This window comes from Novosphingobium sp. BL-S-32 (assembly GCF_056857055.1).
The window spans coordinates 909,650-923,500 of the sequence record NZ_CM166476.1 but is presented as its reverse complement, the minus strand read 5'-3'; the positions used below and the strand labels follow the sequence as shown (position 1 = coordinate 923,500).

Below are 13,851 nucleotides of genomic sequence, written 5' to 3'. Positions count from 1 at the left end.
GGGCGACGGGGCTTTGAGTTGCTAGTTCACCGCCAATATTGAGCCGGTATTAGTCCGCTGGACGGGTTCTTGCATCAGGGGCTCCGCCTCAATCCCCGGTGCAGAGGTGCCCGCCGCCCTGCCGTTTCGCGCGGTACAGCGCGGTATCGGCCCGCACGAACAGCGCTTCCGGATCGAGCGATGCGCCCGGCTGGGCAAGCCCGATCCCCGCGCAGGCGCCGAGCGGCAGCAACTGCCCGTCCCACAAGACCGGGGCGAGCAGGGCGGGCAATTGCAGCCGCAGCAGCCCTTCCGCACACGGCGTGCGCGGGCAAAGCAGCATGGCGAATTCGTCACCGCCGATGCGCGCGATCAGCGGTGCTTCCGGAAAGGCCTGTCGCAACCGCTGGGCAAAGGTGGCGAGGCAGGCGTCTCCGGCGGCATGGCCCCAGCGGTCGTTGAGCTGCTTGAACGAATCGAGGCCGAACAGCACCAGCGCGGTGATGTCATGCAGCCCGGTGTGGTCCTCGGGCAGATCGAGAAAACGGGCCTGGAACTGGGCGCGGTTGGCAAGGCCGGTAACGGGATCGTTCTCCGCCATGCGCCGCAGGCGTTCCCAGCGCGCGTGTTCTTCGGTCACGTCCTGTTTAGTGCCGTAGAGCGCCACCGTGCGGCCACCTTCCGTGCGGGCAGCGGCAGTCAGGCGGATCCAGCGCGTGCTGCCGTCGGTGCGTCGGATCTGCGCATCCATGGCAAAGCCGGTGCCGGTGGCGATGGTGTGGGCGCGCAGGCGCTCCATCGTCTCGCGCGATTCCTCGCCATAGAGCGCCACGGCCTCGCGCCGGTCGATCCGGCGGTCGTTGGGCAGGCCGAAGAGGTCGAACACCTCCGCCGTCCACGACAATTGCCCGGAGGCAAGGTCGCAGGACCACGCGCCCAGGCCGACAAGGCGGGTCGCCTCGGCGAACAGGGTGGAATCGGTTGTCAGGGTGGTTCCGAATTCCGACGTTTCAGGCGCCGGGTTCCGGATAGGAGCATGGAACAAGCAAGCGAATCCTCGATCGGGTGGCGGAAGAGTCCTCCGGGAATTCCCCCGATCTCGTAAATGGCAAAGGTAAAGCCGGTGCTAATAGGCAAAAGTTGCCGCGGTCAGCATGTTTCGCCCGGACGCACTTCCGATTGCTCCGGGAGGGACAAGTCGCGGCGATTGCCTCAGCCACGGTGCAGGCCAATATTCGCGCTCAAGAAAATGCGGGAGAGCAGACCATGATCAGGGGTATCCACCATGTCGGCGTCAATTGCCGCGACATCGGCCGGATGAAGCGTTTCTATTGCGAGGCTTTCGGTTTCGAGCCGGTGGACGAGGGATTCGGCTGGTCGGACGAGCCGGTGATGGACCTGATCGTCGATGTGCCGGGCTCCGCCGCCAAGGGCGTGATGCTGCGCGCAGGCCAGTGCTATCTGGAGCTTTTCGAATATGCGGCACCGGCTTCGGATATCGAACGCCCGCTGCGTCCCAACGATCGCGGCTACACGCACATGTGCATCGACGTGACCGACATCGCGGAGGATATCGTCCACCTCAAGGCCTGCGGCATGACCTTCAATGAGCGCGACTTCGTGGATGTGGGCCATGTTCGCACGCTTTATGGCTACGATCCCGAGGGCAATGTGATCGAGGTGCAGCAGTGCATGCCCGCCAATGGCTTCACGCTGGAGGAATTGCGCGCGGCCAATGCGGCAGCCAGTGCATAAGATGCCGGGTCAGCGCCGCATGGCCTCCGGCATGGATGCCGATGTCCTGACGTAGCCGAGCTTGGCCTGCACCGATCCGCGCAGCACCATCGCGGTTTCGAACGATGGATCGGGCAGCGGGTCGATCAGGCCGCCGGAAATGCGGGCGGCCGCGTCGTGGCCCATTTCTGCCCACGGAACATGCATCGATGTGAGTGGCGGCGCCGTCATCGCCGCAATCGCCGTATCGCCGAAGCCCACCACCGAAAGCGTGCCGGGCACTGCAATTCCGGCTGCCGCCGCGGCAGCGATAACGCCGGCGGCCATCTCGTCATTGCAGGCCACGATCACGGAGGGGCGGGGGCTCAGTTCCAACAGCAACCGTGCGGCTTCGGCGCCCGAGGCAAAGGAATAGTATCCCGTCACGATCAGCGAGAGCCCCCGGTCGAACCCGTGATCGGCCATGGCGTCAAGGTATCCGAGTTCACGCTGCCGGGCGGTGAGGGAGGCTTCGGGCCCACCGACCAGACCGATGCGGTGGTGACCTTGCCGCACCAGCCACGCGACGAGCGCAGCCATCGCACCGCGATCGTCGCAGGCCTCGTTACAGGAAGGGTCAAACTCGCCGCACACCCGACCCAATCGTGCGCAGCGCACACCGGCCGCCTCGCAGATCGCGGCAAGGTCCTCTCGCTCGGACAGGGGCGGCAGCAGGACGACGCCGGTGGGCGTGTGGCGATCGACGAAAGCACGCAGACCGGCTGCTTCGTCGCGTTCCAGCGGGCGCAGTACCAGCGCCAGTTCACTGCCTTCCATGGCATGCAGCATGCCGCTTTCGACCGCTTCGCGCATGCCGCGATCCGAACCGTCGTGAACCAGCGCAACCAGAAAAGTCCGCCGCAAGGCCAGTGCCCGCGCCTGCGCATTGGGCACGAAACCCAGTGCCGTAATCGCCGCTTCCACCCGGGCGCGCATGGCCGTGCTGACATCGGGCGAATTGTTGATGAAGCGGCTGATCGTCTTCTTGGAAACCCCGGCGGCCCGGGCGACGTCATCCATCGTGGGGCGGGGTGAGAGCACGGTCATCGCACGATAATGCGAGATGCTCCGAAGGCCACCAAGCAGAGTCTGGTCGGATCCGGATGCATTTGCCGGGAACATGTGCTATAGGGCGACGAATGCGAAAACTGCGCGAAACCGCGCCGTATACGCGACAGAACGATACAACCCCGTCATTGCGACCCGGGGTACCAATCCCTAAGTGAGCCCGGAATGAGCAGGGTTCCCGCTGGATGGGGCCCCTCCCATCCCCCATGGAGAATGATGAAGCCCGCCCCGACGCAACGCCACTATGGAATGGATTGGCTGCGCGTCGGCGCCTTTGTCTTGCTGATCTTCTACCATGTCGGCTTCTCGTTCACCCCCTGGGGGTATCAGACACCCACGCGCGGCGTGATCGGCTGGGCCGAGTTGCCGCTGCTGGGCCTGAGCGCCTGGCGGCTGGCCTTGCTCTTCGCGATTTCCGGTTATGCCAGCGCGGCGCTGCTGAAGAAGGACGGCAACAACAGGGTCTTCCTGAAAAGCCGCCTGATGCGCCTTGGCATTCCGCTGCTGTTCGGCCTGACCGTGGTGGTGCCGCCGCAGCCCTACATGGGGCTGATCAACAGCGGCTACGAGCACGGCTACGGCTACTTCCTGTTCCACGACGCCTTCAGTTTCCGCAAAGAGGGCAATGAAGACCTGCCCGCGACCATGCACTTGTGGTTCGTCATCTACCTGCTGGTCTACACGCTGGTGCTTTGCGCGGGGCTGATGTTCCTGCCCGCATCATGGCGGACATGGCTGCGCGACAATGCGGAAAAGCTGCTGTCCGGCCCGGCGCTGTTGCCGCTGGGCATCGGCCTGATCTTCGCGGTCCGCATGTTCTACGATGGCTGGACCGACATCCACAGCCTGTTCGTGGACCGCGCGGCGCACCTCCATTACATGGGCATGTTCCTGTTCGGCTTCCTGCTGCGCGGGTCCGAGCCGATGCGGCAGGCCATTGCGAAGCAGTGGAAACTGGCGCTGGTGCTGGCCGTGCTCGGCTATGCCTGGGTGATCGGCGATACGCTGCTCTGGCCGGGCAACACGCCCACGCCCGCCGCGTGGGAGCAGCCGCTGTCCTTCGCCAAGTCGGTTCAGTGCTGGGGCACGGTGATCGCGCTGTTCGGCATTGCCGATCGCTATTGGAACTTCGACAGCAAGTGGCGCGCGACTTTGGTCGAGGCGGTGTTCCCGATCTATATCGCCCACCAGACGGTGATGGTCTTCGTGAGCTACGGCATCCGCGACATGGGCCTGACCGCGCTGCCGGAATTCCTGACCTTGTGCTTCAGCGTGGCGGGAGGATCCTGGCTGTTCTACCTCATCGGGCGTGAGATCGGTCCGCTGCGTCCGCTGATCGGGCTGAAGCGGCATCGGGCGCCGCGCAAGTTGACGGAGAAGGTCGCGGTTTCAACCGCGGCCTGACGGTTTGGCAGGGTATTTCCCGACCAGCTGCGAGGCGTGATTGGCCTCATTCCAATGACGAGGAAAAATCGAATCCACGAGGGGCGCAAGTGCCTCGGCGGATAAGCGACAATAGACCCGACGCCCTGCCGTTGCATTTTGGGGTTCACGCAGAGATGCGGGGCCCCCGCCTTCGCGGGGGCGACGGGAATATTGGTGTTGAATTAACGTCGAAAGCCATCCCCGGCCTCGCAGGAGGAGAGCCCGCGAGGCCGGAGCCCTCAATCCCTTGCCAAGAGCAGCGCCGCCGCCATCGGGCCGCCGCCCGAAGTCGCCACCGCCACTTTCGGATCGCCGGCGATCTGCCGCCCGGTGGCCGTGCCGCGAAGCTGGTTCACCGCCTCATGCGCAAAGCCGAAGCCGTGGAGACGGCCCGCGCCCAGCTGGCCGCCGAAGGTGTTCAGCGGCAATTCGCCGTCCAAGGCGATGCGCGTGCCGCCCTCGATGAACTTGCCGCCTTCGCCCTTTTCGCAGAAGCCGAGGCCTTCAAGCCAAGTGATCGGCAGGAACGCGAAACCGTCGTAGAACTGCGCGGTATCCACGTCCTTCACGGTGTAGTCGGTGCGCGTCCAGAGGTCGGCGCCGGTCTCATAGGCGGCGGGCCATTCCACCTGATCCCACGAGTAGCGATCGACCGATCCGGACATCGCGGCCACGCGGACGGGCGTGGATTTGACGTCGCCCAGCGCATCTCCGGCCGAGACGATCACCACGGTGGAGGCGTCGGAGAAACGGTCGCAATCGTAGAGGCACAGCGGCGTGGTGATCATCCGCGCGGACATGTACTTGTCGAGCGTCAGTTCTTCCTTGGTGATCGCCCTTGCGCGCGGGTTGCGCATGGCGTTCTTCGAACCGTTGATGGCGATCTGGCCAAGCTGTTCGCGCGTCAGGCCGTAGCGGTGCATGTGGCGTGCGGCGTATTGCGCGGTCCAGCAGGCGGCGGAGGTGGCCCAGAACGGGCTGGTCCACTGCGAGGAGCCGGTGACCGTATCCTGCCGCGCGCCCGACATATAAGTGCCGGGATCGGCCATGCCGCCCGCCTCGTAAACGGTGCGGAAGCAGATCGCGTGGCGGACGAGGCCCTGCTTCACCGCCATCACCGCCGCGCCGATGGCGGCAAGCTGGGCGGGCTGTTCGGCAGCGCCGAGATGCCATTTGGACTTGATGCCCAGCACCTCGATCAGATCGTCGCTGCTGACGGGCGAGAAGGCGGTGTAGCCGTTCATCTTGCCGGGGTAGGTGAACACGCCATCGATCTGCGAGAGCGTCAGCCCCGCGTCGTCCAGCGCTTCACGCACGGCGTCGACGGTCAGCAGCAGCGGATGGCGCGGCAGGCGCACGCCGACTTCGGACTGGCCGAGACCGGTGATATAGGCTTCCGTACTGGCCATCAGACGGTCCTCTCGAAGAGGGGGTAGAAAATGCCGTCCTGCTCCTCGAACACGACGCGGACCTTGTCCTCGAAATCGACCGCATCGACAGGGCAATTCACGATGTTGGTGGTCAGGTAGACCCCCGGCGCGCCGTCCAGCTTTACGCGGGCGATCACATAGGGGACTTCCAGACCCTTGGCCCAGGGCTGGTGGTTCACTGTGAAGCTGTCGATCACGCCGGTGCCGGCTACCGCGTGGGGTGCGATATTCTCGGACTGGCAGTGGCGGCAGAGTAGGCGCGGGGGATGGGTGAACTCACCGCAATCGCCGCACTTCACGATGTTCAGCTTGCCTTCGCTGCCGCCCGTCCAGAACGCGGTATTCTCCTGGTCCAGCTTCGGCCGGGGCCGCGGTGGATTCATCGTTCCTCTCCCATTCGTTGGCCAGAGAAGTCCGGCGCAGGGGCCTCGGCGTCAAGCAGTGCGGCGTATTGATCGTGCCAGCGGTCAGGAGATGACCGGCATGATCTCCTCGGCGATCCACTGGGTGTAATCGCGGTAGGCATCGACGCCGGAAAGCGGCGGGATCGGCACCGAACTCCACGTTACGCCCAGTTGCGCAAGATGGCTCAGGCGGTCGATCAGTTCCTGCTTCGTCTGGCCGGGCCGGGCGGAGGGATCGTCCTGCACTTTGTGCCCTTCGCCGACGCGAGCGGTAGAGATGCCATAGAACACGTCCGCGAGTTGCCCGTTGTAGTCCGGCTGTGAGCGGATGAAGTCGATCTTGTCGGGGATGGTCTCGGGCTTGGTCAGGAACGGCCACCAGCCTTGCGCGTAGCGTGCGGTGCGCTTCAGCACGGCATCGGCATCGCCGCCGAACCATACCGGGATATGCGGCTTCTGCACCGGCTTCGGTTCGAAAGCGACATCGCGGAAGGAGACGTATTTGCCCTCGAACTCCGGGTTTTCCTGAGTCCAGAGCGCGAGGATCGCCTGAATGTATTCCTCCGCCATGGCCCCGCGTTCGTGGAAGGGTATGCCGAGCAGGGCGAATTCGTCCTCCAGCCAACCGACCGCGAACGTGATTGTCACTCGGCCGGAAGAGAGCCAGTCCATCGTCGCCAATGCCTTGGCGGTGACGATGGGGTGCTGCGCGGGCAGGATGGCGATGCAGGAATTGACCCGCACTCGCTCCGTGGCACCGGCGAAGTGGCTCATCGCGGTATAGGCGTTGAAGTAGAACGGGCCTGAAAGGTCGACATGGCGCTTCGGGATGACGTGATGCTCGGGCACCGCGATCATCTCGAACCCCAGCTTTTCTGCCCATTTGGCCAGCGCGGTCTGGTCGGCGCCGGTGACGGCCAGTTCCCATGGCTGCATCGTCGCCTTGAGTTCGAGCATGTGCGGCATTGCGAATGCGAGTTTCATCTGATCCCTCCCGCGTGACTTCGGACCGACTTCAGTCGATCACTTTGCGGGCTATCAGATCGTCCATTTCGCTTTCCGACAAGCCCAGAAGCTCACGGTAGACGTAGCCGTTGTGCTCCCCGAGCAGTGGCGCGCCGCGTTCGACCAAGGGGCCTTCGGGGCTGATCCGCCATGACGGGCCGATGATCGGGCGCGTGCCGTTGCGGTGATCGCTGACCATGCGGAAAGCGTCGCGGCCCCAGAGGAAACCGTCCGAGCACAAGTCCAGCGAACTCATCGCCTTGAACGCCGGAACGCCTGCATTTCTGAGCTTTTCGGCAAGGTCCATGGCGTCGTGCGGGCGGGTGAGCGCGGAGAGTTCGGCGTCGAGTCCGGCGCGGTTGGTCAGCCGATCCGCCAGCGTCGCGAAGCGTGGATCGGTGGCGAGGGCAGGGGCGCCGAGAGTGTTGCAAAGGGCGCGCCATTCGGGTTCGTTCGCCACCGCGATACTTGTCCAGCCGCCCTCGCCGCAGGTGTAGAAGCCGTGGGGGGCCATCTCTGGATGGAAATTGCCGTCGGCCTTGGGCACGTCTCCGGTGACGCTGGCGGCGAAGAGGCTGTCTCCGACGAGGCTGGTCATCGCCTCTACCGCCGACAGGTCGATGAACTGGCCTTCGCCGGTGCTCTCGCGATGATGGAGTGCGGCCACGCAGGCTAGCGCGGCAAGCGCGCCGGCGGTGGAATCGCCGTAGCGGATGTTCATGCCCTTGGGCGTTTCGCCCTCATGCCCCACCAGCGCGGTAAGGCCGGAGAGCGCGGCGAAGCAGGGGGCGTAGCCGGTCTGATAGCCGAGTGGCCCATCAGTGCCCCACATCTTGATGGAGCACTGGATGAGGTCCGGCTTGATCGCCTTGAGGCTTTCGTAATCGAGCCCGGACCGCTCCATCGCGCCGGGGCGGATGTTGTCGATCAGAATGTCGGCCTCGGCGATCATGCGTTTGACGAGGTCCAGCCCTTCGGCGGTCTTCATGTTGACCTGAACCGAGAGGATCTCCTGATTGATCGACAGGAAATAGGGCGCGGCGTCGATGTCCACGCCGCCATAGGCGCGCATCTCGTCGAGGTTGGAGCGGGATTCGATCTTGATCACTTCCGCGCCGAGGTGGGCGAGCAGCTTGCCCGCGTAGGGGCCGGCCCAGACTTTGGTGAGTTCGACGACGCGGATGCCAGAGAGGGGGCCTTGTCGGTCAGGAAGCGGCATGGTGGCGCTCCGGGATTGGGTTCACGCGGAGGCGCGGAGACGCGGAGAAGAAGAGGGAAGAGAAGGGGATTCGCGCAAAGGCGCAAAGGCGCAAAGATGTCGTGTTTTCGGCGAAGCCCTTTACGTTGCGACGATGGCGCGTGCCGCAGCGTTTGGAAGATGAGGAAGCCTGCGGCGCAGCGCGACTCCTTTGCGCCATTGCGCCTTTGCGCGAATCCAACCTTCCTACTTCTCTTTTCGTCTCCGCGTCTCCGCGCCTCCGCGTGAAACCAATCATGCTTCCGCCTCCTGTCGGCTGGCGCCCAGTTCCGGCGCGGCAGAGCGAATTCGGACCGGCGTGGCGCTCATGCGGTAGGCGGCGGTGGGATAGGAGACCTCCCCAAACGCCGGATGCACCGCCTGCTGGAAGAAGCCGCGATGGACGAACTGTTCGTGGCGCGGCAGGTCCTTGGCAGTCTGGACCGGCACCATGGCGACGCCCGCCTTCTGTGCGGCCCCGGTAATCGGATGCTTGTCCTGCGGGGCGATCCAGCCGGTGAAGTGTTCGCGGAATTTGGCGACATTGGGCGGCGTGCAATCGAACTCCAGCCAGTCCTCCCGCAGTTCCTGGGTCCAGTCCGGATCGCCCATCAGCGCGCAGAGGCCCTTCCAGTGCGCGCGGCTGGTCATCAGCAGGAAAACATGCCCGTCGCGGCAGGCGAAGGAGGTGCCGGGGCCGCCCATGTCGTAGGCGGTGCGCGCAGCGCTGGGCTCGGCTTCACCCGCGAGCATGCGGTCGAGCACGCAGTCGATGCGGTTCAATTGCACTTCCACTTCGGAAATATCGACGCACTGACCCTGACCTTTGCGGCGCAGGCGCAGCAGCGAGGCCATGGTGGCCAGCGCGGCGTCGATCCCGGCTTCGTAGTCGGAGAGGAACCGGCCCGCGCCTTTCAGCGGCGGCTTGTCGGCAGGCGCTTCGCTGGGGCTGTGATAGGCCCAGCCGCCGGCGGCGATAACGTTGATCGGGCGGGCGGATTGCCAGCCTTCCGGCGCGCCCTGCCCGAACGGCGTGACCAGCGTGTGCACCAGCACGGGATGCGCGGCGGCGACTGCTTCGGGCGTCAGGCCCATCGCCCGGTACCACCCGGCGTCGTGATCGTCGATCAGCGCATGGGCGCGCGCCAGCAGGCGGTCCAGCACCTTGCGATCCGCCGCATCGGCAAGGTTCAGCACGACCGATTTCTTATTGGTGTTGAGGTAGGCGAACAGGGTCGATTCCCCCGCCGCGAAAGGTCCCATCGCGCGCGTCGGAGCGCCGCCGGGGCGCTCCACCTTGATCACTTCGGCGCCGAGATCGGCCAGCAGTTTGCCGGTATATTCGCCGCTCACCCGCTCGGCGGTTTCGATCACGGTCAGCCCTTCGAGGGCGCCTCTACTCGTCATAGCGATTGCCCGTCGTCGATCGTGAATGTCGCGCCCGTCACTTGCGCGGAGGCGTCGGAAAGCAGGTAGAGCAGCGTGGGCGTCAGCGCCTCGGCATCGAGCAGGCGGCGGCGGTGGAGGCCGGCGATGTCGGCCTGTCCGCGCTCGCTGGCGAACCAGTCCGTGTTGATCTCGGTGGCGATCCAGCCGGGTTGCAGGGTGTTGACGTTGATCCCCTGCCGCACCCATTCGCGCGCAAGTTGTCGGCCGAGGTGGGCAAGCCCGGCCTTGGTGGCCGCATACATGGCATCGCCGGTGCCGTTCTGCTGCGCGGTGATCGATCCGATCAGCACCACGCGCCCGCGTTGATGCTCGCGACTGCCGCCCGCGATCAATCGCCGTCCGGCCTCGCGCGCGACCAGCATCGCGCCGAGCAGGTTGGTATCGAGCACGCGGCGCAGCGCATCTTCCGGTACATCGGTGGAGCGGCCCCCGGTGCCGACGCCGGCATTGCAGATCACGCCGTCGATCACGCCGAAGCGGGCCTCTGCCGCATCGAAGGCGGCGCGCACCGAAGCCTCATCCGTCACGTCGAGTTCGACTGCCAGTGCCTCGCCCAGTTCCGCTGCTAGCTCCGCGCAGCGGTCTACGCGCCGAGCGCCCAGCACGACGCGTCCGCCCGCAGCGGAAATGGCGCGCGCGAAACCGGCGCCGATCCCGGAGGAGGCGCCGGCCACGAAAATGGTGCGACCCGATAGTGAAAACGTCATCAGCGTTGAAGGGCCCTAAAATCAGGATGATAGGGCGGCAGCGCCATGTACTTGTCGATGGTCTGTTCGAAGTGGCGCACGCGCACTTCCTGATAGTCGCCCAGGGTGATGCCGGGCTTGGCGCTGGCCTCCAGCCCCTCCTGCTGGGCGTAGAGATTGTCGGTATCTTGGTCGAGGATATGGCCGAAACCGGGATCCATGCCCTGCGCCTCTGCGAAGGACTGGTGATCCTGCAGGATTTCGACCTCGGCCGTTTCCACTTCGCTGCCGTCCTTGGGCTTGGGCCGCATGAACATCACTTCGTAGATCGTGCGGCGATGGTCGCGCGCGTCGGGGCGGAAGCGGTAGATCATAGGCAGCGAGATGCCGGGGAACAGGAACAGGTTCGGGAAGAACGTGTAGCTGTAGGTATCGAGCAGTTCGGTATCCGAAACGTGGCTGAGATCGGTGTTCGTCGCCGTCTCGAACATGTCGCGGAACATGTCCGCCATCACCTGCCGCGCGCGTTCGCCCGCCTTCAGTTCGGGCTTGCTGCCGCCCAGCGAGGAACTGTCGCCCAGGGTGAAGTTGGCGATGATGTCCGCCTCGCTGTACTTGTCGCGCAACTTTGGGCTGACCACGCCGAGCGTGGAGATGAAGCGGTCCACGTGATCGCCGTAGACGTCGTACTGCGAGTTCACGTCGCCATTGGCGGGCGCGACTTGCGGGTGGGTGTCGCCGACGTGGTAGGCCTCCATGAACGCCTCCATCGTCAGCTTCCAGTTGGCCGGATAGCTCTTCTGGACGTGGAGGTAGATGTAGCGATCCTCCAGCTTCCATGCCTTGAGATGGGCTAGGGCCTCGGCGCCGAGGTACTCCTCAAGGCCGGGCGCGGCGGGGTCCATGTTGACCCAGACGAAGCCGCCCAGGCGCTCCACTCGAGCTTCGGGCAGGCACATCTTCTGCGTGGCAGTATGGGCGAAGTCCCACTTTTCGGGGATTTCCTTCAGCGATCCGTCGAGGTTCCAGGTCCAGCCGTGGAACGGGCACTTCAGGTTCGCCGCGAAGCCCGCCGTGCCGGAGGGCTTGAGCTTGGTGCCGCGATGGAGGCAGGCGTTGAAGTAGGCGCGGATCTCGTCATCATCACAGCGGGTGACGACGAAGGAGTACGATCCGATGTCGTAGACGTAATAGTCGCCCACTTCGGGGATGTGGTCCTCTCGGCAGGCCATCTGCCAGGTGCGCGTCCACATCCGCTCGAACTCCGCTTTGGCGAAGGCGGGATCGGTGTAGCGTTCCTTGGAAACGTCCTCGCTGCCGAGGTAGTGGTAGCTTTCGCTGGCCGCCCAGGCGGGGGCGGCGTTGCGGTCTGCGGCGATGATGTCCTGCGTGGATTCGGCGGGGCAGCGGGCCTCGCCGGGCTGCAGCGTTCCGGTGGCGACGTTCATTCTGAGGCTCCTTATTCCGCCGCTTCGAGCGTCGGCGTGCTCGCATGTGTTGCGAGGGCAGGGCTGATTTTCTGGACCACGCCGTCCTTCATCACGAAGGCGACCTTTTCCGGCCCGGCGAGGATGGAAATGTCGGCAAGCGGATCGCCGTCGACCAGGATCAGGTCGGCCAGCTTGCCCGGCGCCAGCGTGCCGAGTTCGCCGCCGTATCCCATGGCGAGGCCGCCGTTGCGGGTGGCGCAGACCAGCGCCTCGGCCGGGGTGTAGCCGTAGAAATCGACGAAGGATTTAAGGTCGCGTCCTTGCGTGCCCTGCGGGCTCCAGCCGAAGCCGTAGTCGCCGCCGATCAGGTGGCGGATGCTGCGCCTGCGCAGTTCGGTATGCGTTTTCAGCGAGTTTTCCAGCAGGTCCGGAATGTTCATGTAGCCGCCGACTTCGGGCGAGAGGCCGTGCGCCGAAGCCTCACCCGCCATGATCTGCGCGAAAAGGCCGACGGTGGGCACCACGAAGATGCGCTCCCGTGCTTCCTCCATCATGTCCAGCAGTTCCTCGTCCACGTATTCGCAGTGGAACAGGCCGTCCACGCCCGCGCGGACGCAGTGCTTGGAGCCTTCGATGGAGCGGGTGTGGGCGTTGATCTTGCGGCCATAGGCATGGGCCGTCTCGGCGGCGACGCGCACTTCCTCGAAAGTCATCGGCGTCGTGTTGCCGGGGGTGCCGGGGTAGAACGGGTCGCCCGAGACATCGAGCTTCACGTTGTCGATCCCCTCGCGGCAGTGGAGGCGCACGGTTTTGCGCATCTCTTCCACGCCGTCGATGATGGCGGAGGGGCCGATGCGCGGGTTGTGCAGCTTGCTCTCGTCCCCCATCGCGCCGGTGACGGAGATTTCGAGGCCCCCCGCACGGATGCGCGGGCCGGGAAGACGGCCGGCGTTGACCTCGTCACGCACGGCGACGGCCAGTTTCAGCTTCGCTTCGGACGCGCCGTAGGCAGAGGTGAAGCCCGCCTCGATCAATGCCTTGGCCCCGCGCGCGGCGGTGAAGACCTGCGTTTCGGGGCAGGGGGTGATCAGGTCCTCGGTTGCGCAGACATTCTCGAACGAGAGGTGCGCGTGGCCTTCGACCATGCCGGGCATCAGGAACATGCCGCTGGCGTCGATCGTGATGTCGTCCGGCTGCGCAACGGCCGTGGTGCCGACCGAGGTGATGCGGTTGCCCTCGACCACCAGATCGCCCTTTGTCGTGGCCTTGCCTGTCCCGTCGAATATCGTGGCGTTCTGGATCAGTGTCCGTCCCACGTTTTTTCTCCTTCCGGCCACCGGTGTCCTCGTGGCTCTTGGATCACAGGTTAAGAGCGGCGAGGGGCGCGGCAAATGACGGGCCGGGCAGTGGGCTTGGTCCCTGTAGGTACGTCGCGGGGGCGGTTTTCCCGCTGGGGCAAGTCGCAGGGCACGGGGAGCGCTTTGCGCGGCCCCCCGGCTGCGGCATCACGTGTGAAAATCAAACGAAGAGGACCGGGCCGGATTTATGGGCAACCTTCATGTCACCATGACCGACATCGACGGCGTGAAGCACGAATTTTCCGACGTGGAGGAGGGCGTGAGCCTGATGGAACTGGGGCGTTCGCGCGGTGTTGCCGGGATCATGGGCGATTGCGGCGGCGGATGTGCTTGCGCGACCTGCCATGTCTATGTCGCGCAGGAATGGTGGAACGAGGTGGGCGAGCCTGACGATGTGGAATTCGCCATGCTCGACATGGTGGCGGACGTCATGAAGGACACCAGCCGCCTCGGCTGCCAGATCAAGATGAACGACGATCTGGACGGGTTGGAAGTGACCGTGGCGCCTGCCTCGGGGTACTGATCCTTCCCCTCGGGGCAAGCCTTGGTTCGAGGGCGGGCATGGCTGGCCGTCGCTGCCCGGTCCATAGAAGATGACAAGAGGCGG

The 13,851-nt window shown here is 65.1% G+C and carries 13 protein-coding genes; 3 read left to right on the top strand and 10 right to left on the bottom strand.

Going from position 1 to position 13,851, the window contains the following annotated elements:
* Positions 1-88: 88 nt before the first annotated feature.
* The gene (locus tag AC1VVK_RS04280) at positions 89-1,024 is read right to left on the bottom strand and encodes a GGDEF domain-containing protein (protein ID WP_482904509.1); all 936 of its coding nucleotides are present in this window, start codon (positions 1,022-1,024) and stop codon (positions 89-91) included.
* Positions 1,025-1,245: 221 nt separating this feature from the next.
* On the opposite strand from AC1VVK_RS04280, the gene AC1VVK_RS04275 reads away from it, so the two are divergent.
* Positions 1,246-1,734 carry a VOC family protein gene (locus tag AC1VVK_RS04275; RefSeq protein ID WP_482904508.1) on the top strand — a complete coding sequence of 163 codons (489 nt, stop codon included), beginning with the start codon at positions 1,246-1,248 and terminating at the stop codon, positions 1,732-1,734.
* 9 nt (positions 1,735-1,743) lie between these two features.
* Here AC1VVK_RS04275 and AC1VVK_RS04270 read toward each other — a convergent pair whose 3' ends face one another.
* Positions 1,744-2,799 carry a LacI family DNA-binding transcriptional regulator gene (locus AC1VVK_RS04270; RefSeq protein ID WP_482904507.1) on the bottom strand — a complete coding sequence of 352 codons (1,056 nt, stop codon included), beginning with the start codon at positions 2,797-2,799 and terminating at the stop codon, positions 1,744-1,746.
* Positions 2,800-3,033: 234 nt separating this feature from the next.
* Between AC1VVK_RS04270 and AC1VVK_RS04265 the strand changes: the two genes are divergently transcribed.
* On the top strand, positions 3,034-4,224 hold the full coding sequence (locus tag AC1VVK_RS04265) for an acyltransferase family protein (protein ID WP_482904506.1): 1,191 nt from the start codon (positions 3,034-3,036) through the stop codon (positions 4,222-4,224).
* Between the two features lie 260 nt (positions 4,225-4,484).
* On the opposite strand, the gene AC1VVK_RS04260 is transcribed toward AC1VVK_RS04265, so the two are convergent.
* From AC1VVK_RS04260 to AC1VVK_RS04225, 8 genes are all read right to left on the bottom strand, one after another.
* Positions 4,485-5,654, bottom strand: coding sequence for a thiolase family protein (locus AC1VVK_RS04260; protein WP_482904505.1), 1,170 nt, complete (start codon positions 5,652-5,654; stop codon positions 4,485-4,487).
* Positions 5,654-6,058, bottom strand: coding sequence for a Zn-ribbon domain-containing OB-fold protein (locus AC1VVK_RS04255; protein WP_482904504.1), 405 nt, complete (start codon positions 6,056-6,058; stop codon positions 5,654-5,656). The genes AC1VVK_RS04260 and AC1VVK_RS04255 overlap by 1 nt, the downstream gene beginning before the upstream one ends.
* A gap of 84 nt (positions 6,059-6,142) precedes the next feature.
* The gene (locus tag AC1VVK_RS04250; RefSeq protein WP_482904503.1) at positions 6,143-7,063 is read right to left on the bottom strand and encodes a TIGR03619 family F420-dependent LLM class oxidoreductase; all 921 of its coding nucleotides are present in this window, start codon (positions 7,061-7,063) and stop codon (positions 6,143-6,145) included.
* 31 nt (positions 7,064-7,094) lie between these two features.
* Complete coding sequence (locus AC1VVK_RS04245) at positions 7,095-8,303, bottom strand: CaiB/BaiF CoA transferase family protein (protein ID WP_482904502.1); 1,209 nt, start codon at positions 8,301-8,303, stop codon at positions 7,095-7,097.
* A 273-nt stretch (positions 8,304-8,576) separates the two neighbouring features.
* Complete coding sequence (locus tag AC1VVK_RS04240; protein ID WP_482904501.1) at positions 8,577-9,728, bottom strand: CaiB/BaiF CoA transferase family protein; 1,152 nt, start codon at positions 9,726-9,728, stop codon at positions 8,577-8,579.
* Positions 9,725-10,477 carry an SDR family NAD(P)-dependent oxidoreductase gene (locus AC1VVK_RS04235; protein ID WP_482904500.1) on the bottom strand — a complete coding sequence of 251 codons (753 nt, stop codon included), beginning with the start codon at positions 10,475-10,477 and terminating at the stop codon, positions 9,725-9,727. The genes AC1VVK_RS04240 and AC1VVK_RS04235 overlap by 4 nt, the downstream gene beginning before the upstream one ends.
* Positions 10,477-11,904: an aromatic ring-hydroxylating oxygenase subunit alpha gene (locus tag AC1VVK_RS04230; protein ID WP_482904499.1), complete on the bottom strand. Its 1,428-nt coding sequence runs from the start codon at positions 11,902-11,904 to the stop codon at positions 10,477-10,479. Before AC1VVK_RS04230 ends, AC1VVK_RS04235 begins: the two co-directional genes overlap by 1 nt.
* A gap of 11 nt (positions 11,905-11,915) precedes the next feature.
* Positions 11,916-13,202: a metal-dependent hydrolase family protein gene (locus AC1VVK_RS04225; protein WP_482904498.1), complete on the bottom strand. Its 1,287-nt coding sequence runs from the start codon at positions 13,200-13,202 to the stop codon at positions 11,916-11,918.
* Between the two features lie 229 nt (positions 13,203-13,431).
* Between AC1VVK_RS04225 and AC1VVK_RS04220 the strand changes: the two genes are divergently transcribed.
* On the top strand, positions 13,432-13,767 hold the full coding sequence (locus AC1VVK_RS04220; protein WP_482904497.1) for a 2Fe-2S iron-sulfur cluster-binding protein: 336 nt from the start codon (positions 13,432-13,434) through the stop codon (positions 13,765-13,767).
* The last annotated feature ends 84 nt before the right edge of the window (positions 13,768-13,851 follow it).